The 20628-nt window shown below is 68.6% G+C and carries 20 protein-coding genes, 1 tRNA gene and 2 pseudogenes; 9 read left to right on the top strand and 14 right to left on the bottom strand.

Annotation, left to right across the window (positions count from 1 at the left end):
• Positions 1-160 precede the first annotated feature (160 nt).
• Positions 161-709: a TIGR03086 family metal-binding protein gene (locus ON39_RS06680; protein WP_040732331.1), complete on the top strand. Its 549-nt coding sequence runs from the start codon at positions 161-163 to the stop codon at positions 707-709.
• Positions 710-717: 8 nt separating this feature from the next.
• Here ON39_RS06680 and ON39_RS06675 read toward each other — a convergent pair whose 3' ends face one another.
• Positions 718-1524, bottom strand: coding sequence for a CPBP family intramembrane glutamic endopeptidase (locus ON39_RS06675; protein WP_246002829.1), 807 nt, complete (start codon positions 1522-1524; stop codon positions 718-720).
• Between the two features lie 72 nt (positions 1525-1596).
• Positions 1597-1962: a hypothetical protein gene (locus tag ON39_RS06670; RefSeq protein WP_040732330.1), complete on the bottom strand. Its 366-nt coding sequence runs from the start codon at positions 1960-1962 to the stop codon at positions 1597-1599.
• 165 nt (positions 1963-2127) lie between these two features.
• On the opposite strand from ON39_RS06670, the gene ON39_RS06665 reads away from it, so the two are divergent.
• The 5 genes from ON39_RS06665 (at position 2128) to ON39_RS06645 (ending at position 7935) form a co-directional block, all read left to right on the top strand.
• Complete coding sequence (locus ON39_RS06665) at positions 2128-2688, top strand: Rv0361 family membrane protein (RefSeq protein ID WP_083894279.1); 561 nt, start codon at positions 2128-2130, stop codon at positions 2686-2688.
• A gap of 10 nt (positions 2689-2698) precedes the next feature.
• On the top strand, positions 2699-4114 hold the full coding sequence (locus ON39_RS06660) for a metallophosphoesterase (protein ID WP_040732329.1): 1416 nt from the start codon (positions 2699-2701) through the stop codon (positions 4112-4114).
• Between the two features lie 112 nt (positions 4115-4226).
• A complete protein-coding gene (locus tag ON39_RS06655; RefSeq protein ID WP_040732338.1) occupies positions 4227-5246 on the top strand; it encodes an iron ABC transporter substrate-binding protein in 1020 nt (339 codons plus the stop codon).
• Positions 5247-5248: 2 nt separating this feature from the next.
• The gene (locus tag ON39_RS06650; RefSeq protein WP_040732328.1) at positions 5249-6799 is read left to right on the top strand and encodes an ABC transporter permease; all 1551 of its coding nucleotides are present in this window, start codon (positions 5249-5251) and stop codon (positions 6797-6799) included.
• A complete protein-coding gene (locus ON39_RS06645) occupies positions 6796-7935 on the top strand; it encodes an ABC transporter ATP-binding protein (protein WP_040732326.1) in 1140 nt (379 codons plus the stop codon). Before ON39_RS06650 ends, ON39_RS06645 begins: the two co-directional genes overlap by 4 nt.
• Here ON39_RS06645 and ON39_RS06640 read toward each other — a convergent pair.
• Positions 7932-8702 carry a glycosyltransferase family 2 protein gene (locus ON39_RS06640; RefSeq protein WP_040732325.1) on the bottom strand — a complete coding sequence of 257 codons (771 nt, stop codon included), beginning with the start codon at positions 8700-8702 and terminating at the stop codon, positions 7932-7934. The two genes, ON39_RS06645 and ON39_RS06640, sit on opposite strands and share 4 nt — an antisense overlap.
• A gap of 184 nt (positions 8703-8886) precedes the next feature.
• Between ON39_RS06640 and ON39_RS47010 the strand changes: the two are divergent.
• Positions 8887-9069, top strand: a pseudogene (locus ON39_RS47010) (site-specific integrase); the annotation flags it as partial.
• Between the two features lie 45 nt (positions 9070-9114).
• Here the strand turns inward: ON39_RS47010 and ON39_RS06635 are convergent.
• A tRNA-Cys gene (locus ON39_RS06635) sits at positions 9115-9186 on the bottom strand.
• A gap of 139 nt (positions 9187-9325) precedes the next feature.
• Between ON39_RS06635 and ON39_RS06630 the strand changes: the two genes are divergently transcribed.
• The gene (locus ON39_RS06630) at positions 9326-9877 is read left to right on the top strand and encodes a MarR family winged helix-turn-helix transcriptional regulator (RefSeq protein WP_040732324.1); all 552 of its coding nucleotides are present in this window, start codon (positions 9326-9328) and stop codon (positions 9875-9877) included.
• Between the two features lie 126 nt (positions 9878-10003).
• Positions 10004-11059 carry an Hsp70 family protein gene (locus ON39_RS06625; RefSeq protein ID WP_040732320.1) on the top strand — a complete coding sequence of 352 codons (1056 nt, stop codon included), beginning with the start codon at positions 10004-10006 and terminating at the stop codon, positions 11057-11059.
• 99 nt (positions 11060-11158) lie between these two features.
• On the opposite strand, the gene ON39_RS06620 is transcribed toward ON39_RS06625, so the two are convergent.
• From ON39_RS06620 to ON39_RS50000, 10 genes and pseudogenes are all read right to left on the bottom strand, one after another.
• Positions 11159-11935, bottom strand: coding sequence for an enoyl-CoA hydratase (locus tag ON39_RS06620; protein ID WP_040732318.1), 777 nt, complete (start codon positions 11933-11935; stop codon positions 11159-11161).
• Positions 11936-11975: 40 nt separating this feature from the next.
• Positions 11976-12170: a DUF6374 family protein gene (locus tag ON39_RS06615; RefSeq protein WP_040732317.1), complete on the bottom strand. Its 195-nt coding sequence runs from the start codon at positions 12168-12170 to the stop codon at positions 11976-11978.
• A gap of 64 nt (positions 12171-12234) precedes the next feature.
• Positions 12235-13134, bottom strand: a complete 900-nt coding sequence (gene mmsB, locus ON39_RS06610) for a 3-hydroxyisobutyrate dehydrogenase (RefSeq protein WP_040732316.1) — start codon at positions 13132-13134, stop codon at positions 12235-12237.
• Positions 13127-14185, bottom strand: a complete 1059-nt coding sequence (locus ON39_RS06605) for an enoyl-CoA hydratase/isomerase family protein (RefSeq protein ID WP_040732314.1) — start codon at positions 14183-14185, stop codon at positions 13127-13129. Before ON39_RS06605 ends, mmsB begins: the two co-directional genes overlap by 8 nt.
• The gene (locus ON39_RS06600; RefSeq protein ID WP_040732313.1) at positions 14182-15321 is read right to left on the bottom strand and encodes an acyl-CoA dehydrogenase family protein; all 1140 of its coding nucleotides are present in this window, start codon (positions 15319-15321) and stop codon (positions 14182-14184) included. The genes ON39_RS06605 and ON39_RS06600 overlap by 4 nt, the downstream gene beginning before the upstream one ends.
• Positions 15322-15323: 2 nt before the next feature.
• Positions 15324-16856, bottom strand: a complete 1533-nt coding sequence (locus ON39_RS06595; protein WP_040732312.1) for a CoA-acylating methylmalonate-semialdehyde dehydrogenase — start codon at positions 16854-16856, stop codon at positions 15324-15326.
• A 404-nt stretch (positions 16857-17260) separates the two neighbouring features.
• Positions 17261-18286, bottom strand: a complete 1026-nt coding sequence (locus ON39_RS06590; RefSeq protein ID WP_040732309.1) for a hypothetical protein — start codon at positions 18284-18286, stop codon at positions 17261-17263.
• 22 nt (positions 18287-18308) lie between these two features.
• Positions 18309-19121, bottom strand: coding sequence for a hypothetical protein (locus ON39_RS06585; protein WP_040732307.1), 813 nt, complete (start codon positions 19119-19121; stop codon positions 18309-18311).
• A gap of 37 nt (positions 19122-19158) precedes the next feature.
• Complete coding sequence (locus tag ON39_RS06580) at positions 19159-20205, bottom strand: hypothetical protein (protein ID WP_051186360.1); 1047 nt, start codon at positions 20203-20205, stop codon at positions 19159-19161.
• Positions 20202-20628: pseudogene (locus tag ON39_RS50000) on the bottom strand (hypothetical protein); the annotation flags it as partial. The pseudogene ON39_RS50000 and the gene ON39_RS06580, both read right to left, overlap by 4 nt.

Raw genomic sequence — 20628 nt, 5'->3', positions numbered from 1 at the left:
CACCGTGTCAGACAATCAGCCAGAAGTGTTGCAACGCAGCGGATTACGAATAGTTGCCGACAATCCGGAGTGCTGGTTCCAGTACGGCCGATCCACGAGTTCCGGGACGGAACGCGCGAAATTCGGGGACGGGGCGGATGGGCGGTCGTAGGCTCGGTGGGTGACTGGTTCTGTCGAGGATCTCGAGCGGGCGTTCGGTGCGGTGGGGGATCTGCTGGGTGGGTTGACGAAGGAGCAGTGGGGGGCGGCTACGCCGTGTAGTGCTTGGGATGTCAGGGATGTGGTGAATCATTTGGTCGCCGTGAATTCGACGTTCGCGGCTTCGATCGAGGGTGGGACGCTTCATGAGCAGGGGGCGGATCTGGTGGGGGATGATCCGTTGGGGGCTTATCGGAGGTCGGCAGCGGCCTTGTTGGAGGTGCTCGGGCGGGCGCAGGTTCGCGAGCGGCTCGAGGAGGGGCCGTTGGCGGAACAGGTGCAGTTGCGGCTGGCCGACTTGGTCACGCACGGCTGGGATCTGACGCAGGCCACGGGGGTTCCGGTGGAGCTGCCCGCCGAATTCGCGGAGCGGTCACTGGATTTCATTCAGCGGCAGTTGGCCGTTCGGCCGCGGGGGACGCAGTTCGCCGAGGCACAGCCCGTCGATGACGACGCGCCCGCGGTCGATCGGCTGGCGGCGTTCGCCGGACGGACGATCACCCGAGGGTGAACGGTGGGTCAGCTCCGTCGCTTTCGTGCGAGCGACCAGAGCACAATCGCCGTGGTCAGGAACGGAACGATGACGAAGGCCAGTCCGGTGACGCTCAGGTCGGGGTCGTCGAGATCGATGTAATTCCACTGGGAGCCGAGGAATTGGGTGCCCAGCTGGAAGGTCGCGTGGAATCCGATGCAGGCGAAGAGGTTTCCGGTGGTCGCGCGAATCGCGCCCTGTACCAACGAGAATGCGAAGAAGAGTACGAGACGGTCGACCGAGGTTGCCGCGCCGATGAGTACGCCCCATGCCGTGAACAGCATCGCCTGCGCCACCACGGTGATTCCGGTCGGCCAACGTTCGGCGAGGTTGGTGAAGAAATATCCGCGGAAGATCAACTCTTCCGGCAAGGCCTCGTAGAGCAGGACCAACGCGACAAGACCGACCAGCGCCAGCAGTGTTTCCGGCGCCTCCGCCCGCACCGTCTGCTCGGCCCAACCGAGCCACAGCACCACGGCCATCGTCACAGCGGCGGGAACTCCCCAGCACGCGACGCCGAAAAGAAAAGCACGCCAACGGCCTTGCGCGGCCAACCCGAGGTCGGACCACGGCCGCCGATCGAGAAAGCGCAGCGCCGCATAGAGTAACGCCACCGTTCCGAGCGTCGCCCCCACCGCCCGCACGACATGCCCGCCGCGGGTGTACTCGTCCCCGGTCACCGCGGCCACCCCGTGATACAGCACCAGCCACCAGATCGTCACCGCGACGAACACCGCGGCCGACCGGATCAGCAGGGCCGGACGATCACTCCGAGACTTCTCCGAAACCACCACGTGGCGACGGTATCCAGCACACGACGGCGGCACATCCTACGAAATGGTGACACCCCGCGGGCGCAACACTCCTCAGGCGCAGCTGACCTGGAACGCCGCGGTCTGGGTGGCGTCGGGAACCACATCCACCTTGACGGAGACCGAGCTCTTCGGCTCGCACCCGGACGCCGAGGTGAACTGGGCCAGGTAGCAGCCGGGAGCCAGCGTGGTGGTCGCGGTGCCGTCGGGCCCGGTGGTCAGGGTGGTGAGCACGGGCCCGGCCGCGCACGTGGTGATGCCGACCTGAACGCCGGCGACGGCGGAGGATTCGGCGCCGGTCGTGGCCGCCTGCACCCGCAGCACGCCCTGCCCGGCGGGCACCGGATCGGCCTGGGCGGCGCCCTGCGCGATCGCCAGTAATCCGACACTCAGGACCGACAAGACGAACAGCCTGCGCATCCGAATCTCCTTCCGCACGAACGAACATGGGCGGCGATCCCGCACCCGGCCCAATATATAGGCGTCCGCGAGCAGAATGACGCCCCACGCCCGCTTTTCGACTGATCGGGCCCGGCGTTGCCGTAGTCTTCGAGAGAGCCGAGGGGGCTGACGGAGGGCGTGACGATGACTTATCCGCCGGGCGCAGAGCCGCCACAGCAACAACCGCAGCCGCCCACCGGATACCCGCCGCCGTTACCGGCCGACCCTCCGCCGCGTCAGCCGTCGAAGCGGAGCAAGGTCGTTCTTATCGTCGGACTCGTGACGGTGGTGCTGCTCGCACTCGCCGGCGTCGCCGTGCTGGTGGCCGTGTTGACGACGCAGGGCAAGGGCCCGCTGGCCTCCGATGAGAAGCGAATCGAGGTCGCCATCAACGACTTCTACGACACGCTCGAGGCCAAAGGATTTCCGGCCGCCGCGGCCATGGCGTGCGCGGCCGACCGGGCCGAGTTCGACGCGCTACCGGAGGAACGGAAGCAGGAGTTCGAGTCCGCGACCGTCGCGGTGACCATCGATAAGATCGAGAACATCGTGGTGGACGGCGAGTCCGCGACGGCGCACATCCTCGGCACACTTACCCTGGAAGTGCCCGGCCGGGCACCGGACACCGACACCAGCACCACCGAACACCTGAAGAAGGAAGACGGTAAGTGGAAGGTCTGCTCCGCGATCTCGGGCAAGAATTGACACCGCGCCGGTGAACGAGCGAGCGAGCACGTGCTGCGGCCCGACCCGGCGAACGGTGCTCGCCGCCATGGGTTTCGCCGCACTGCTGCCCGCTACGCGCGCGGGTTATGCTCGCGCCCAACCGAATCCGCTGATCGCGACCGACCTCGAGGTAGTCACGATCACCGACCGCTCGGTGATCGTCACCTGGACGACGGTGACACCCGACCCCGCCGGTCGCCTGGTACCGGTGGACAGCGACACCGAACTCCGCCTGGCCCCCGCCGATTCGCCTCGCGCACCGGCGCCCGTGCTCGCGGACCCGCAGCCGACCCCGTTCCACTACGCCGAGATCGACGGCCTCGAGCCCGGCCGCACCTACCGTTTCGAGGCCCGATCGAACGGTGTGTGCGCCGTGCCCGCGCTCTCGCTGACCACCCTCGCCCCCGGAACTCCCGAAACCACCGGCACATTCACCACATTGGTGCCGCCGCCGGGCCGCCCGCTGCTAACCCTCGCCCTCGCCAACGACGTGCACTACGGCGAGGAGGTCAGCGGCCTGATCATCGACCACCTGCCGCCCGGCATCCGGCAGGACGTTCCGCCGTACCCCGAGGTGATGCTGGCGGCACTCCTCGACGACCTGCGCCGCCCGGACCGAGCGGCCGAAAAGCTGCTCATCGCAGGTGATCTCACTAGTGAAGCGTCACTGAAGGATTCACGTGCGGTCCGCGAAAAACTCGACACCTGGGGCACATTGGGCAGCGACTACCTCGTCGTACGCGGCAACCACGATCGTCCACACGTCGGCCCGGAATATTCGGCCTGCCAACCCGCCCCCGCCGACCACCACGACTGCTGGGCCGATGCCTTCCTCCCGCGCCAGCAGCTCACCGAGCACGAATACGGCGGCCTCCGCCTGCTCGGCCTGGACACCAGCGAACTCGACGGTTCCGGCGGCGCCATCGACCGACCGCAGTTCGATCTGCTCCTCGAGCGCCTGCGCGCCGACCCGGACCGCCCGACCCTGGTCTTCGGCCACCACCCGGTCACCCGCGAGTCGGGTCTCACCAATCTCGCGGGACCGGGTTTCGTCCTCAACGGACGCGACAGCGCCGAACTGCAAGCCGCCTACGCCCGCTCCCCCGGCGTTTTCCTGCACCACAGCGGCCATACCCACCGCAATCGCCGCACCCGCCCGGACACCGCGTGCGCCGTGGAATTCCTCGAAGTCTCGGCGGTGAAGGAATACCCCGGCGGCTACAGCCTGCTCCGCCTTTACGAGGGCGGTTACCTGCTCAACTTCTACAAAACCCGTACCGACGCGGCCCGCCGCTGGAGCACCGCGACCCGATCCGAATATTTCGGACTGCTGCCCGATTACACCCTCGGCACCACCGCGGATCGCAATCATGTTGTGCTGCGCGATTTCTCGGGACTCGGCTGAACGGTCCGCGATATCACCGCCGCCCGGGCCGGGACCGCTCTCATTCCCGCACGTCGAACCCGGTATGTTGCGTTAGGTAAGCCTCATCAACCTGACCGCGGAAGGACGAATGATGCCCGTCGGATGGAAATCGATCTCCGGAGTATTGGCCGTCACGGTAGCCGCACTCGGTCTGCAGGCCTGCTCGAACTCCTCCGACGACGCGAAAGAGATCACGGTCTACAACGCGCAGCACGAATCGCTCACCAAAGAATGGGCCGCCGCGTTCACCAAGGAGACCGGCATCAAGGTCACCCTCCGGCAGGGCGGCGACACCGATCTGGGCAATCAACTCGTCGCCGAGGGCGGCGCCTCGCCCGCCGATGTTTTTCTGACCGAGAATTCCCCCGCCATGGCGCTGGTGGAGAACGCGGGCCTGTTCGCCGACGTGGACAAGCCGACGCTGGATCAGGTCCCCGCGCAATTCCGCCCGTCCACCGGTAAATGGACCGGAGTCGCCGCGCGCTCAACGGTTTTCGTCTACAACAAGGACAAGGTGGCCGCCGATCAGCTGCCCGCCTCGCTGCTCGACCTCGCGCAGCCGCAGTGGAAGGGCCGCTGGGGCGCGGGCGTGTCGGGCGCCGATTTCCAGGCCATCGTGGCCGCCCTGCTCGCGCTGAAGGGTGAGGACGCCACCCGTGCCTGGCTGAAGGGCATGAAGGAGAACGCGACCGCGTTCCCGAACAACGTGGCCACCATGAAGGCGGTCAACTCGGGCAACCCGGACGGCGGCGTGATCTACCACTACTACTGGTACCGCGACCAGGCCAAGACCAAGGAGAGCAGCGGCCGCACCGCGCTGCACTACTTCAAGAACCAGGACCCCGGCGCCTTCGTCAGCGTCTCCGGCGGCGGCGTGCTGAAGTCGAGCAAGAAGCAGGAGTCGGCGCAGAAGTTCCTGGCGTTCATCACCGGCAAGGCGGGTCAGCAGGTGCTGCGCGACGGCGACTCCATGGAGTACCCGGTCGCGAGCGATGTCGCGGCCAATCCGGCGCTGCCGCCGCTCGCCGACCTCCAAGCGCCCGCCGTCGACCCGTCCAAGCTGGACGCCAAGAAGGTCACCGCGTTGATGACCGAGGCGGGCCTGCTGTAGCCGTGGCCCTGCGGACCTTTGTCGCCGCCCGGGTCGGTCGACCGGGGCCCCTCGTCACGACCGTCGTCCTGCTGCTCGTCGCGGCGACGTTCGTGCCGCTGGGCTACATCGTGTCCGAGTTCGTCGCCGTCGGGCCGGGCGAGGCCGCCGAGCTGGTGTTCCGGCCGAGAGTCGGTCAGCTGCTGCGCAATACGGTCGGGCTGGTGGTGTGCACGGTGCCGATCTGCGTGGTGCTCGGGGTCGGGCTGGCGTGGGTGATCGAACGCACCGATGTACCGGGAAAGTCTTGGTGGGGGCCGATATTCGTGGCCCCGCTGGCCGTGCCCGCGTTCGTCAACAGCTACGCCTGGGTCGGCGCCTTCCCGGCCATGCACGGCCTGCCCGCCGGGGTGCTCATCGCCACGCTGTCGTACTTCCCGCTGGTGTACCTGCCCGTCGCCGCCACGCTGCGCAGGCTGGATCCCTCGATCGAGGAGTCGGCGCGGGCACTCGGATCGGGGCCGGTGGCGGTGTTCGCGCGAATCGTGGTGCCGCAGTTGCGGTTGGCCGTGCTCGGCGGCGGCCTGCTCATCGCGCTGCACCTGCTCGCCGAGTACGGCGCGTTCGTGATGGTCCGCTTCGACACCTTCACCACCGCCATCTTCGAGCAGTACCAGTCGAGTTTCGCGGGACCGGCGGGCAGCATGCTCGCCGGCGTGCTCGTGCTCTGCTGCCTGGTGCTGCTGGCGACGGAGGCGACGGTGCGCGGCCGGGCCCGCTACGCCAGGATCGGCGGCGGCGCCCCGCGGGCTGCCGCGCGAATTAGGCTCGGCGCCACCGCGGTTCCGGTACTGGTCGCGCTCGCGCTGGTAGCCGCCTGCGCGCTCGGCGTGCCGCTGTGGACCATCGGGCGCTGGCTGCGCCTGGGCGGCGCGCAGGTGTGGGACTTCGCCGAGATCGGCCAGGCCCTCGGGCAGACGGTCGCGCTGGCCGCGGCGGCCGCGCTGCTCACCGTGCTGTGCGCGTTCCCGGTGGCCTGGATCGCGGTCCGGTCCACGTCGGTGTTCGCGCGAATGGTGGAGGGCGCCAACTACATCACCGGGTCGCTGCCCGGCATCGTCACCGCGCTGGCCATGGTGACGGTCACCATTCGCTGGGCGCCCCCGCTCTACCAGACGGTGGCCATGGTGATCGCGGCCTACGTGCTGTTGTTCCTACCCCGGGCGCTGGTCGGCGTGCGGGCCGGGCTCGCGCAGGTGCCGGTCGGGTTGGAGGAGGCGTCCCGATCGCTCGGCAAGTCCGGTGCGGTCACGTTCGCCCGAGTCACCTTGCGGCTCACCGCTCCCGCCGCGGCCGCCGCCGGCGCGCTGGTCTTCGTCGCGGTGGCGACCGAGCTCACCGCGACACTGCTGTTGGCCCCCATCGGAACTCGCACGCTGGCCATGCGGTTCTGGTCGCTGTCGGGCGAATTGGACTACGCGGCGGCCGCGCCGTACGCCCTGATCATGATCGTCGCCGCGGTGCCCGTGACGTATCTGCTGTTCACCCAGTCCCGAAAGGCGGCCGGAGTATGAGTGGGCTTGTGGTCGAGGATGTTTCGAAGACCTTCGGCAAACACCGGGTGCTCGGCGGCGTCTCCCTCACCGTGCCGGACCGGACCGCGACCGCGGTGGTCGGCTCGTCCGGCTGCGGCAAGACCACGCTGCTGCGGGTGATCGCCGGATTCGAGGCGCCGGACGCGGGAACGGTCACCATCGGTCCGAAAATTGTTGCCAGCGATCGCTTCTCGGTCCCGCCGCAGCGCCGCAATATCGGGTATGTGGCTCAGGACGGCGCGCTGTTCCCGCACCTGACCGTCGGCCAGAACATCGCCTACGGACTGCGCGGCGGTCTCACCGGCCGACGCGGCGGCAGGCGCCGGGTCGAGGAGCTGCTCGCGATGGTCTCCCTCGACCCGTCCTACGCCGAGCGCCGCCCGCATCAGCTCTCCGGCGGTCAGCAGCAGCGCGTCGCCCTGGCTCGCGCGCTGGCCCGCAGGCCCGAGGTGATGCTGCTGGACGAGCCGTTCAGCGCGCTCGACGCGGGCCTGCGCGCCACCACCCGGCAGGCCGTCGCCGACACGCTGCGCGCGGCGGGCATGACCAGTATCCTGGTCACCCACGACCAGGAGGAGGCGCTGTCCTTCGCCGAGCAGGTCGCGGTGATGCGCGACGGGCAGTTCACCCAGGTCGGCGCGCCGGAACAGGTCTACGCCGCGCCCAAGGACCTGTTCACCGCGCGCTTTCTCGGCGACTGCGTGCTGCTCGACGCGGTGGTGGACGGCGCGGTCGCCAAGTGCGCGCTCGGCCGGATCCCGGTGCAGAAGTCGGCGCCCACCGGCCAGGTGACCATCATGGTCCGCCCGGAACAACTTGTGGCCCACAAGGTTTCGCACGGCGAGCCGGACAGCGGCATGGTGCGCGACGTCGAGTTCCGCGGCGCCGACGTCATACTCACCATCGCACTGGACGGCCGCGACGACTCGGCGCTGAACGGCCGCGACAACGCGATACCGAACAGCCACGACAACGCGGTGCGCGTCCGCCGGGCCAGCGTCGCCGCGCCGACCGCGGGCAGCCGAGTGCGGCTCGAGGTGCTCGGCGCGGCCGTGGCCTACGCCGAGCCAGGTAAACGAACCCCGAAAGACGGAGCCCGAACCGTGCTGCCCTAGTGCGTCACAGAAGGCAACGTATTGGCGGCCCTCGTCGCCAGGAGTGCTTCGGCTCGCTCGTTGATCAGCGCCATTCGTGCATTCCATTCGGCCTGGTGATTGTGCTCCTGCTTGGCGGTCTCCTGGCCCGGCCACTTCCGGTAGAGAAGGCCGACCTCGCTGTTGAAGAACCCAGTTGACAGAATGCTCGCAGCGATGAGCATGCCCGTATCGTCGGAGCCGGGGACACCCATCCAACCGCCGAGAGCAACGACTAATTTACGGCGAATACAGATCGTCGTCGGGTGAACGGGGAGCCGGAAGTTGTGGCTACGCCAATGCGCTAGGACTGAGCCCGGAGCGAGGATGCCATGGGGCGGGTCGTTGTCGAATCCGACAGTGGTTCCGTCGGGAAGCAAGTCGAGCAAACGCGATGTGGTCCAAGAAACTTCCGCATGAGACGTTAGTGTCTCGATGTCCCTGGCAAGGACGCCGGGCGTAAGGATGTCGTCGGCGTCGAGATTCTTGATGAGTTCGCCACTGGAGTTGGCGAGCGCGAGATTTCTGGTGAGGGCGACTCCGCCCCGCCGACCGGTGTGAACGCGAATGCGGTCATCTACTCCATGTAAAAGCTCGCCCACTATGCCGGTGTTGCCATCCTCCTGGATAACCCACTCGAGCGACCACCCTGACGGTAGCTCTTGCGATACAACGGATTCGCATGCGGCCTTCAGATAGTCGGGTTCCGGGTTGTAGGCCGGTGTGATGACTGAAATCAGTCGACTCATCTCAGCTCCATCGGCTCAGTTCGGTGGTGTATACGAGTTCGCTACGGTCGCCGGGAAGGACGATACCGCGACGCTGCGGCGACGGGGTCAGCCCCATTGCGAGACAACGGGTTCGAAGACATACAGGAACGGATCGTGCTTCTGCCGGGAGCGGTGGAGCACTCGGTTCGAGGACAAGGACCTATCAGCGTCACTCGCGATCAGCGCCGGGGCGAACATCAAGGTCATACAGAGGATGCTCGGCCACAAGACCGCGAGGCTCACCCTCGATTTGTACGGTCACCTGTTCCCGGACGACCTGGATGTCGTCGCGGGCGGCATGGAGGTCGGTGCCGAAGCTGCTGCGGACGAACTGCGGACCGCATGACGCAAACTCAGGCTCCGACCTCCATAAAACACCCTTTGACCATAGAGCGAGCGGCGGGAATTGAACCCGCGTAAACGGCTTTGCAGACCGTTGCCTCAACCACTCAGCCACGCCCGCCTCGCCATCGATACTGCCGTGCGCGCGGTCCCGGTCATACCCTTGCGCTCACCCTGATTCCAAGCCCACGGCCGCACTGTGATCCGCGGCCCCGCTGGATGTCCCCGAACCGCGCCCACCCGCATGGAATGATCGGAACATGTCTCGGCCACGCCCCCTCCCGCTCGACCCGATCGAGGAGGCCCATCGCCAATGGGTCGAGCACGGCTGGGGCGAGGTAGCCGATGGGATGGCCGCGGTGACCTCGCTGGTACGCGCCCAGCAAATCGTGATGGCACGCGTGTACGAGGCGTTGAAACCGACCGGTTTGACCTTCTCCCGCTACGAACTGCTCACGCTGCTGAGCTTCAGCAAGACCGGCGCGCTGCCGATGGCGAAGGCCAGTGCGCGACTGCAGGTGCACCCCACCAGCGTCACCAACACCGTCGATCGACTGGAGGCGGCGAAGCTCGTCGAGCGAGTGCCGCACCCGACCGACCGGCGCGCCACGCTCATCGAGATCACCGATGCCGGAAGGGAATTGGTCGCACAGGCGACCGAGCAACTCAACACGAAGGTCTTCGCGCAACCCGGCCTCGCGCCGGATCGGCTGCACACGCTGCTCCAGTTGCTCGCGGAATTCCGCCATGCCGCAGGCGACTTCGACACCGGCGACGGACCGGCCACCTGGTCCGCGACCCGAGCCGACTGACCCGGCCGTACTGGACGGTCCTCTACACCCCCCGATCGACCGGCAGGTGGCGCTCCGGCATCCGACTAGCGAATTTTCCGGCTCGTTGTCTTGGCAGCGGCCGCAAAAGGGTTCACCATGTAAACCATGGTGCTGGTCTTGGGGGTATCGGCGGGCGCTGGCGGCGCACGCGCCATGCTGACACACTCCGATCAGCCGCACCTGCCCCCGATCGACCGCTGCCACGTGCCCCGGCGCGCGGGCGGCGGGGTCGACGAACCGGTCTTCGAGGCCATCCGCCAGATGCGCGGCGCCGCGGACCAGCGCGACGAACTCATCACCGGAACCGCCGTGACCTGCCGCTGCACCATGCACGCCGACGCCATCCGCTCCGGCACGGGCCGCAACCGCCTCACCATCGTCGACGAACCGCTCGCGCAGCTGCGCTATCTGCGCTTCACCGGTCAATTGCCCGACGAGGGAACGGTTCTGCTCTACGACCTCGGCACGTCCGGCCTGACCATCACCCACGCCGACTGCCGCAACGACACCATCCTCGCGGGCAAACGCAGCACGGTGCTCGGCGGCGACGGCTACGACGCGCTGCTGCGCTGGCAGCTCGCGCGGGCCGGCGTGCTCACCGACAAGCTCACCAGCCGCAGGCATCGCGAGGCGTTGAGCAGCGAGCGGGTGGTCACCGCGATCGACCCCATCTCCGGCGACCGCGAGGTGGTGACCCGCAGCGACCTCGCCGAGCTGTGCGCGGCGAGCCTGCACCACTCGGCGTCGTTCGTGCGGCAGCTGATCGAGGAGAGCGGCGTGCGGCCCGAGGCGCTGGTGCTGCTCGGCGGCTGCACGCGCAACCCGAGCATCCGCGAAGAGCTGGCGGAGCTGATCGATCTGCCGGTCGTCTACGACCCGGAACCCGACTACGTCTCGGCCCGCGGCGCGGTATTGCTAGCGGCCGAACGGCACAGCGGTGACGTGCGAATGGCCAGGGCGCGCGCGGGCGCGGCGCTGTCCGCCTCACTGGTGCGCGGCCCGGTCGACCGGCGCAAGCTCATCGCCGCCGTCGCGGTGACCGCGGCGCTCGGCGCGACGATCGCGGGCATCCTCGCCGTCGGCAAGTCGCCTGCCGAACCGAGCCACGGCACGACCTCGACGCCGCAGATCGTGCGACCCGCGCCGTCGAGCTTCGGCTAGCGCACCGCTAAGTGGACACGCATTCTGCCGAGAACCAGCTCAACGGCGCCCGCCCGTGGCGGTGCCACAGCCGGGCGCCGTCGCGCGAAACCGAACGGATCAGCGGTTGGTGAACTTCGCGGGGCGCTTCTCCACGAAGGCGGTCATGCCCTCCTTCTGATCCTCGATCGCGAAGAGCGAGTGGAACACTCGGCGCTCGAACCGAAGTCCTTCGGCGAGAGTGGTTTCGAAGGAGCGGTTGACCGCCTCCTTCGCGATCATGGTGACCGGCAACGACATCGAGGCGATGGTGTCGGCGACCTCGAGCGCGGTCGCGAGCAGCTCGGCGGCGGGCACGATGCGCGAGACCAGCCCGGCGCGCTCGGCCTCCTCGGCATCCATATTCCGACCGGTGAGCACCAGGTCCATCGCCTTGGCCTTGCCGATCGCGCGGGTGAGCCGCTGCGAACCGCCGATGCCCGGGATGACGCCGAGCTTGATCTCCGGCTGTCCGAACTTCGCGGTGTCGGCGGCGATGAGGATGTCGCAGATCATGGCCAGTTCACAGCCGCCGCCGAGGGCGTAGCCGGCCACCGCGGCGATGGTCGGCTTGCGGAACTGCGCGAGACGGTCCCAGCGCGCGAAGTAGTCGTTGAGGAACATGTCCATGTACGACTTCGGCTGCATCTCTTTGATATCCGCGCCGGCCGCGAACGCGCGATCCGAGCCGGTGATGACCACGGCCCCGATCTCGTCGTCGCGCTCCAGCTCGTCGAGCGCGGCGATGACGTCGTCGAGGACCTGGGCGTTGAGTGCGTTCAGCGCCTTGGGGCGGTTCAGCGTGATCCAGCCGACCCGGCCCTTGCGCTCCAACAGAATCGTCTCGAAATCGCTCACTCGGCACCTTCTCGGTCGGGGGGTGTGATACGGGATGACGTTACAAGCCTGAACCAGGCTCACCCTGGTCGCAGGTCAACTCCTGGTAGACGCGCAACCCCTCCGCGATCTTTCCCGCCGCGTTCTCCAACTGCTCGGGCGGCAGGTACTTGCCGAACGCGGCCGCGTCGAGCAGCTGGTCACGGACCTGTTCGAGGTTCATCTTGGCCCAGTCTTTGCGGGAAAGTGGAGACACGGCTCGAACCCTACCTCGAGTCGAACGCATGTTCGAGACGTGTCATCCATCGCGTCGGCGGGTGTCAGGCCTGCGCGCCGAGGCCGTCGCTGCGCCCGCGGATCTCGGTGACGATGGCCGAGAAGTCCCGCGCGCCCGAGGACTCGTTGAACCGCTGATAGATCTCCGCCGCGAGCAGGCCGAGTTGCCCGTCGATGCCGTTCTCGCGCAACGCGTTCGCCGCCAAACCCAGATCCTTGTTCATCAGGGCCGTGGCGAACCCGGGCTGGTAGTCGTTGTTCGCCGGGCTGGTGGGGACGGGCCCGGGGACCGGACAGTAGCTGGTCAGCGCCCAGCTCTGGCCGGACGCCGTGGAGACGACGTCGAAGAACGACTGGTGGGTCAGGCCGAGCTTCTCGCCGAGGACCAGCGCCTCGGACAGGCCGATCATCGAGATGCCCAGCAGCATGTTGTTGCAGATCTTGGCGGCCTGGCCGACACCCGAGCCGCCGCAGTGCACGACCTTGCCGCCCATGACCTCCAGCAGCGGCAGGGCGTCGGCGAAGTCCTCGGCGCCGCCGCCGACCATGAAGGTCAGCGTGCCGGCGGCCGCGCCCGCGACGCCGCCCGAGACCGGGGCGTCCAGGGCGCGATGGCCCGCGCCGATGGCCAGGACGGCGGCCGACTTGGCGTCGGCGACGTCGATGGTGGAGCAGTCGATGAACAGGGTGCCCGGCTTGGCGGCGGGCAGCAGCTCGGCGTACACGTCGAGGACGAGTTTTCCGTTGGGCAGCATGGTGATCACCACGGGCGCGTCCGCCGCCTCGGCGGCCGTGCCGACCACGGTGGCGCCGTCGGTGGCGGCCTGCTGCCGCGCGGCGGGCACCGGGTCGTAGGCCAGCACCTCGTATCCGGCCTTGACCAGGTTCGCCGCCATCGGCGCGCCCATGTGGCCGAGGCCGAGGAATCCGATCTTCTCAGTCATTGCTCACCAAACCCAGTTCCTGATCGCCCAATTCGGCGAAGTATGCGTCGACCTGATCGGCGGTGACGTCGGCGAGGGTCGCCGGCGACCACCGCGGGTCGCGGTCCTTGTCGATCACCTGCGCGCGGATGCCCTCCACCAGATCGTGCGAGGACAGCGCCGCGATGGAGACCCGATACTCCTCGTTCAGCACGGTCTCCAGATCCGGCGCGTCGCGCGCCGAACGCAACGACCGTAGCGCGACCTTCAGCGCGACAGGCGATTTCGTGAGAATGTCCGCGGCGGCCTGCCCGCCCTCCTGCGCGTCGGCTCCCCGCAGGCGAGCCACGATCTCCTCGACCGTGTCCGCGCTGTAGCACTCGTCGATCCAGTCGCGCTGGGCGAGCAGGTCGGATTGCGGTGCGTCCGTGGCGAACTTGGCGATCGCGACCTCGACCGGCTCCGTGCGCAACGTATCCAGCAGCGCCGCAAGGTGTTCGGTGGCGACGAAGTAGTCGGCGAAGCCGGCCGCGATGGCGTCGCCCGCGGTCATCCGGGCGGTGGTCAGCGCGACGTGCGTGCCGATCTCGCCGGGAGTGCGCGAAAGCAGATACGTGCCACCGACATCGGGGACGAAGCCGATGCCGACCTCGGGCATGCCGATCTTGGACCGCTCGGTGACGATCCGGTGGCTGCCGTGCCCGGACAGTCCGACGCCGCCGCCCATCACGATGCCGTCCATCACCACGACGTACGGCTTCGGGTAGCGGCCGATCAGCGCGTTGAGGACGTACTCGTCGCGCCAGAAGCGGCCGGTCGGCGAGTCCGCGCCGGTGGCGCCGCCGGTGGCGTCGGCGTGGATGGCGACGATGTCGCCGCCCGCGCACAGCCCGCGCTCCCCCGCGCCGGTGACGACGACCGTGCGCACCTCGTCGTCGTCCGCCCAGCCGCGCAGGGCCTCGGTAATGGCAAGCGTCATCGCGTGATTCAGCGCGTTGATCGCCTTGGGCCGGTTCAGCGTGATGAGCCCGAGCCCATCGCGCCGCTCGATCAAGACTTCCGGTTCGTTCATGCCGCTCCTACCACCGAGCGGGCGACGACCACCCGCATGATTTCGTTGGTGCCCTCGAGGATCTGGTGCACCCGCAGATCACGGACGATCTTCTCCAGGCCGTATTCGGCCAGGTAACCGTAGCCGCCGTGCAGCTGCAGCGCCTTGTTCGCGACCTCGAAACCCGCGTCGGTCGCGAATCGCTTTGCCATGGCGCACAACTCGACCTTGTCCGGCGCGTCGGCGTCGAGCGCCGCCGCGGCCCGCCACAGCAGCGTGCGCGCGGCCTCCAGCTCGGTGCGCATGTCGGCGAGTTGGAATCGCAGCGCCTCGTTCTGCACCAGCGCACTGCCGAACGCCTCGCGCTGGGCCAGGTACGGCACGGTCTTGTCCAGCGCCGCCTGCGCACCGCCGACCGAGCAGGCGGCGATGTTCAGCCGGCCGCCGTTGAGGCCGTTCATCGCGATGCGGAAGCCCTCGCCCTCCGCGCCGAGCAGGTTCGCCGCGGGCACCCTGGCGTCCTCGAAGATCACCTGCCGGGTGGGCTGGGCGTGCCAGCCCATCTTTCGCTCGTTGGCGCCGAACGAGATTCCCGGCGTCTCGGCGGGAACGATGAACGCCGAGATGCCCCGTGCCCCCGCCGTTCCCGTGCGGGCCATGACCACGTACACGTCGGTCGCGCCCGCGCCGGAGATGAATTGCTTTGCGCCGTTGAGGATGTAGTCGTCGCCGTCGCGAACGGCCTTGGTGCTCAACGCCGCCGCGTCGGAGCCGACGCCGGGCTCGGTGAGCGCGTAGCTCGCGAGCAGCTCCATCGACGTCAGACCCGGCAGCCAGCGATCGCGTTGCGCCGCATCGCCGTAGCTGTCGATCATCCAGGTCGCCATGTTGTGGATGGAGATGTAGGCCGCGATGGCCGGGCACCCGGTGGCGAGCTGCTCGAAGACGCGCACGGCGTCGAGCCTGCGCAGACCCGATCCGCCCACGTCCTCGCGCACGTAGATGCCGCCGAGCCCGAGCGGGCCTGCCTTGCGCAGCACGTCGACCGGGAAGTGCTTCTGCTCATCCCATTCCAGCGCGTTCGGGGCGAGGAACTCGTCGGCGAATCCGCGCGCGGTGTCGCGGATCGCCTTCTCGTCTTCGTCGAGGATGAACATGGTCAGTCCATGGTGGGGATGACGAACGCATTGGGAGTGGAGCCTGCGGAACGACCCACAGGTCCAAGCTCCTTCATGCCCGAAGGCCAGCGCTGCGTGACGGTCTTGGTCTTGGTGTAGAAGCGGAACGAGTCCGGGCCGTGCTGGTTCAGATCGCCGAAGCCGGAACGCTTCCAGCCGCCGAAGGTGTAGTAAGCGATCGGCACCGGGATCGGGACATTGATGCCGACCATGCCGACCTGCACCCGGGCGGCGAAGTCACGGGCGGTGTCGCCGTCGCGGGTGAAGATCGCGACGCCGTTGCCGTACTCGTGCTCGTTGGCCAGGCGCAGGCCCTCCTCGTAGTCCTTGGCGCGCACCACGCTCAGCACCGGACCGAAGATCTCCTCTTTGTAGATCCGCATCTCGGGAGTGACCTTGTCGAAAAGCGTTGCGCCGACGAAGTATCCGTCCTCGCCGCCGGGCACGGTCACGCCGCGGCCGTCGATCACCAGCTCGGCCCCCTCATCGATGCCGATCTGGACGTAGTTGTTCACCCGGTCGACGCCGTCCTTGCCGACCAGCGGGCCGTAGTCCGTGCCCGGATCGTCGGAGCGGCCGATGTTGAGCTTGTGCACCCGCTCGGTGAGCTTGGCCAGCAGCCGGTCCGCGGTCTCCTCGCCGACCGGAACGGCCACCGAGATGGCCATGCAGCGCTCGCCCGCGGAACCGTAACCCGCGCCGATCAATTGGTCGGCGACGTCGTCGAGGTCGGCGTCGGGCATGACGATCGCGTGGTTCTTCGCGCCGCCGAAGCACTGCGCCCGCTTGCCGTTAGCGGTCGCGGTCTCGTAGATGTACTGGGCGATCGGGGTGGAGCCGACGAAACCGACGGCCTTGATCCTCGGATCGTGCAGCAGCGCGTCGACGGCCACCTTGTCGCCGTTGACGACGTTGAACACGCCGGGCGGCAGGCCGGCCTCGAGGAACAGCTCGGCCAGCCGCAGCGGCACCGAGGGGTCGCGCTCGGAGGGCTTGAGCACGAACGCGTTTCCGGTCGCCAGCGCCGGGCCGGCCTTCCACAGCGGGATCATGGCCGGGAAGTTGAACGGCGTGATGCCCGCGACCACGCCGAGCGGCTGGCGGATCGAGTACACGTCGATGCCGGTGCCCGCGCTCTCGGTGTACTCGCCCTTGAGCAGGTGCGGCGCGCCGACGGCGAACTCGATCACCTCGAGCCCGCGCTGGATGTCGCCCTTCGCGTCGGCGATGGTCTTGCCGTGCTCCGAGGAGAGCAGCGCCGCAAGGGAATCCATCTCGTCCTGCACCAGCGTCAGGAACTTCATCAGCACCCGCGCCCGCTTCTGCGGGTTGAACGCGGCCCACACCGGCTGCGCCGCTTCGGCATTCGCGATGACCGCCTCGACCTCGGCCTTGCTCGCCAGCGGCACGCGCGCCTGCACCTGGCCGAGGTTCGGGTCGAAGACATCGCCGAAGTTGCCGGAGGCGCCCGCGACGTGCTGCCCGCCGATGAAGTGAGTGAGTTCGCGAACCATGCCAGTCCTGTTCTGGTAGCCGACCGTGACACCGCTTGGCGCGGTATGCGGTCATCCTATAGTTGGACGTCCATGCATTTGCGGAGTGTGATTCATCCCACGCTTCCGCACGGCTGGCCGCTTCGACTCGATATGAGCATTTCTACGCCCCGATCAGGGCATACGCGTCGGCACCGAGCATCTCGACCGCCAGTCCCGCGAGGGGCGCTGTCGGGTTACGCGGTCAACCTCTGAGCCGTGGTCAGTGCGACCGAGAGTCCACCGCCGATGAAGCACCGTCGCACCACACGCCGCGAGACAGCGATCGAAGCGGACGCGCCCACAGCGGCGCGATGGCCCGGCGCGCGTTTCGCGGGCGCGCACCCGAATGCACTGCGCATTCGGGTGCGGCGGGAAGTGCGGTGTCAGGATTCGGGGCCGAGTTCCACGGTGGTGCCGGGATGGGCGAGGGAGGCGACGGTGATGCGGCCGTTCTTGGCCTGGTCGATGATCTGGCCCTGCCAGGCTACGAAGCAGGAGGCTATTTCGCTGTTGTAGGCGCGGGTGAGGATGGGGGCCAAAGTCTTGGCGAGATCGCCCTCGGCGGCGATGAGTTGATCGCGGTACGGGCCGTAGTACGGCAGGATCGCTTGTAGGACAACGGCTTCTACACCTTGGACCTGGGTGATGAACGGGTCGATCGCCGGCTGGTACTGCGCGAGCACCGGGGCGACCTCGGCCAGAATCGGGCCCGCGAGTTGCAGGATCGGCTGATAGACCGAGCCCAGCGCGAAGGCCTCCGAGGAGAAGGGGCCCGCGAGCGGTGCGAGGCCGATGAGTGAGGCGAGGCCGCCCTGTTGTTTCGGTGCGGGCCAGCCGAGCGGGCAGGCGGGCTGAGCCGCCGGCGGGGCGGCCGCGAAGGGATTGGCGTTGCCCGCACCGCCGAGCGGTACGGAACCGCCACCGAGCGGCACCGTGCCGTTCGGCGCGCCAGTACCCGAAGGGGCAGGGCCCTCTGGCGCAACGGCATTCGGCGCGGACGGATTGATGGCTACGGCGGGGGCCGCGCCACCAGCATTCAGCGGAACCGATGCGGAGGGTGCGGGCCCGCCGGGCGCAGGAGCCGAAGTCCCTGGCACCGCAGGATTCCCATGCGCAGTGGTCGGACTGTCGGCCGCCGGGACAGGGCCACCAGGAGCCAGCCCCGGACTGCCAGGCACGGAGGCGGGACCACCGGGCGCTGACAGGCCCTGCGGCCCAGGCCCTTCGGCCGGTGTCGCCGGACGAGCGGCGGCGGCCGGTTGTTCCTGGGTGACCACCACGCCGGCGATGTCGTCGTCCTGACGCACCGTCAGGGCGGTGACCGCTACGGCGCTGCCGATGACCGTCAGCGCGGCCACCGCGCGGACGGCACCGGCGAGCGCGGGCCGGGTCGTGGCGCGAGAACTCATCGGACCGTACTCCTTCTGTTGTCTATTTGGCCGGCGCGGCAGGCGAATTCGGCGCCGCGGCGGCTGGTTCGAATACGCCCTCCAGGTGCCAGACGCCGGTGAAGCCGTTGAACGGCCCGCCGACGATCAGGCTGGTCCACTGGAGGGTGAACTCGCGGGTCTTCGCGTTGTAGGTGCCGGTGGCCGAGGGGCCCCGGGCGGCGTCGGCGGCGGGCTTGTCGAACCACTGCTTGGCGACCCAGTCCCACACCTTTTGCACTTGTTCGGCGCCGGCCACCTGGGCGTCCTGCCGCTCCGGCGGTTTCGGCGCGCCCTGATTGAACTCCTGGTCGTTCCAGGAGGCCGCCCAGGACGACACATTCGCGGTGAGCGTGCCGCCCTCGTTGGTCACCGCGGGCGGCGGCACCCGACGCTGGGTCTGCGGGTCCACGGGGTTGGTGGAGACGCCGAACTCCACGGCGAAGAACTTGGTCGGTCTGGTGATCGACGCGGACAGCGAATTTCCTTGCGCGAAGCCGGGGTTGGGCTCGCTCTGGTATCCGCCCGTACGCAGTCCACCCTCCGTGCCCGGCGCGAGCAGCGTGGTGGCCCCGCCCTGCGCGGGCGAGTCGCCGTTGGGCATGTAGGGGCCCTGCTCCGGCGTGCCGCCTGGCTGCACCATCCGGAACCAGGTCCCGGTGACGCCGTCGCCCGACACCGCACCCGGTGCGAGCCGCAGCAATCCGACCAGCGGCTCGGGCCCCTTCGAGGTGGGTGCGTCGTCGCCGGAACACCCGGATACAGTCAGCGCCAGCGCGGCAAACACGGTCGCCACCAGCCTTTTTCGCGCGCTCATACTGGCCCGCTCCTCGTGTGTTGGATTAGCCGCGGCGTCATGGCCGTTCACCACCGAGCACTTTCGTTCCGCGCGACGCCGCGACTCTCGCCGGCACCCGGCTCGGCGATCGCAGCCCCGCCGCCGTCACGGCCAGGAGGAGAATTCCAGGGACCGCGTAGAAGAATCCGAGTCCGCGGAACGCGCCGAACCCGAGCGGGCGGGTCGACTCGTTCAGCGCGACAACGGCATCGAAGTTGCGGACGTTGTCGTTCATCGCGCCGATCAGCGCGGCGAAGCGGGAAGTCATGGGCTGCCAACGGGTTTCCAGCGTGGTGATTCCCGTCAGGTCGGCGTCCGGATGGGCGGCGCGGACATCGGCGGTGTATCGGCTGTTGAGCTCGCCGTCGGCCGCGACCAGCGTGACGAAGTAGCCCTGCACCTTGCGGACCTCGTCGCGGGTGAGGATCGGGCGCAGGTCATCGATCAGCGGCTGCGCCGCGGGCGAGGCCGGAAACAGTCCGCCGAGTAGTGGCACCGCGAGGAGGCCGAGCGCGGCCAGTCCCGCGATCGAGCGCCATACCGTTGACCCCCGGCCCGCCCGCGCACGCAGGAAGCCGAGCACCCCGGCGGCGGCGAGCAGCACGCCCGGCAGCGCGAACAACCACGGCAACGTGCCGAAAGGCGGCACCCCGGCGAGCTTTTCGTAGTTGCCGCGATTGTCGTCGATCGCGTTGAGCATCCCGGACATGTGGTCGCCGATCTCCGGGTAGTCGCGGACGAACTGGTCGACGCGCGCATAGCCGCCCGCCTCCTGCCCGCGCTGTCGCAGCGTGAGGACGTTCGTGCGCGCGTCATCGAGTACCTGAAGATCGTGGCGATACCCGTCGATGCTCGACCGCGTCATATACGGCTCGAACGCGTCGATCATGGCCTCCCCCTTCACCGCTCGCGGAAACATGCCGGTGCCGATCGGCGCGAGAACCAGCAGCGCGCCGATCGCGATGATCAGGACGAAGGGCCAGCGCTTCAGCGGCCGCGGCGGCGCGGCTTCCGGGTGGGAGACGAACTCGGAATACGCGGGCAACCCCGACACGGTGGTCACTGCCGGCGCCGACGGACGATCCGGTCCGCGTTGAAGAACACGCCCGCCGCCGCGACCGCTACGACGAGCAGCGTCGGCACCACCCACGCCGGGGTATGCGCACCGCGCGGAACCTCGATCGTCTTGGCGGCGAGCACGGGATCCGTACGCACCGGCTGTGGTTGGTTCTGCACCACCGGCACGGCCGCCGCCGGAGCGCCGGGCTCAGCTGCTGCCAGGGCCTCCGGCGCGGACAAGGCCGGAACACCGGGCGCGGCCGCAATGGGCGCGGGTGCCGTCGGCGCAGGCCCACCCGGAGCGGCGGGCGCAGCAGGAGCGGCGGGCGCAGCCGATGCGATCGGCGCGGCGGCAGGCGCACCCTGCACAACTCCACCACCCCGATACTGCCCGGCCAAATGCCACAGCCCCGTGAAGTTATTGAAC

This window comes from Nocardia tenerifensis NBRC 101015 (genome assembly GCF_000308715.1).
GTDB classification, from domain to species: Bacteria; Actinomycetota; Actinomycetes; order Mycobacteriales; family Mycobacteriaceae; genus Nocardia; species Nocardia tenerifensis.
Note: the sequence above shows the minus strand (reverse complement) of the source record. Positions and strands in the feature narration are given on the sequence as shown.

Coding starts and splice junctions, on each gene's coding strand:
- ON39_RS06665 (WP_083894279.1), top strand. CDS start 2,128: ATGACTTATCCGCCGGGCGCAGAGCCGCCACAGCAACAACCGCAGCCG.
- mmsB (WP_040732316.1), bottom strand. CDS start 13,134: ATGACTGAGAAGATCGGATTCCTCGGCCTCGGCCACATGGGCGCGCCG.
- ON39_RS06600 (WP_040732313.1), bottom strand. CDS start 15,321: ATGTTCATCCTCGACGAAGACGAGAAGGCGATCCGCGACACCGCGCGC.
- ON39_RS06590 (WP_040732309.1), bottom strand. CDS start 18,286: ATGAGTTCTCGCGCCACGACCCGGCCCGCGCTCGCCGGTGCCGTCCGC.
- ON39_RS06670 (WP_040732330.1), bottom strand. CDS start 1,962: ATGCGCAGGCTGTTCGTCTTGTCGGTCCTGAGTGTCGGATTACTGGCG.
- ON39_RS06630 (WP_040732324.1), top strand. CDS start 9,326: ATGTCTCGGCCACGCCCCCTCCCGCTCGACCCGATCGAGGAGGCCCAT.
- ON39_RS06640 (WP_040732325.1), bottom strand. CDS start 8,702: ATGAGTCGACTGATTTCAGTCATCACACCGGCCTACAACCCGGAACCC.
- ON39_RS06625 (WP_040732320.1), top strand. CDS start 10,004: ATGGTGCTGGTCTTGGGGGTATCGGCGGGCGCTGGCGGCGCACGCGCC.
- ON39_RS06605 (WP_040732314.1), bottom strand. CDS start 14,185: ATGAACGAACCGGAAGTCTTGATCGAGCGGCGCGATGGGCTCGGGCTC.
- ON39_RS06595 (WP_040732312.1), bottom strand. CDS start 16,856: ATGGTTCGCGAACTCACTCACTTCATCGGCGGGCAGCACGTCGCGGGC.
- ON39_RS06645 (WP_040732326.1), top strand. CDS start 6,796: ATGAGTGGGCTTGTGGTCGAGGATGTTTCGAAGACCTTCGGCAAACAC.
- ON39_RS06655 (WP_040732338.1), top strand. CDS start 4,227: ATGCCCGTCGGATGGAAATCGATCTCCGGAGTATTGGCCGTCACGGTA.
- ON39_RS06585 (WP_040732307.1), bottom strand. CDS start 19,121: ATGAGCGCGCGAAAAAGGCTGGTGGCGACCGTGTTTGCCGCGCTGGCG.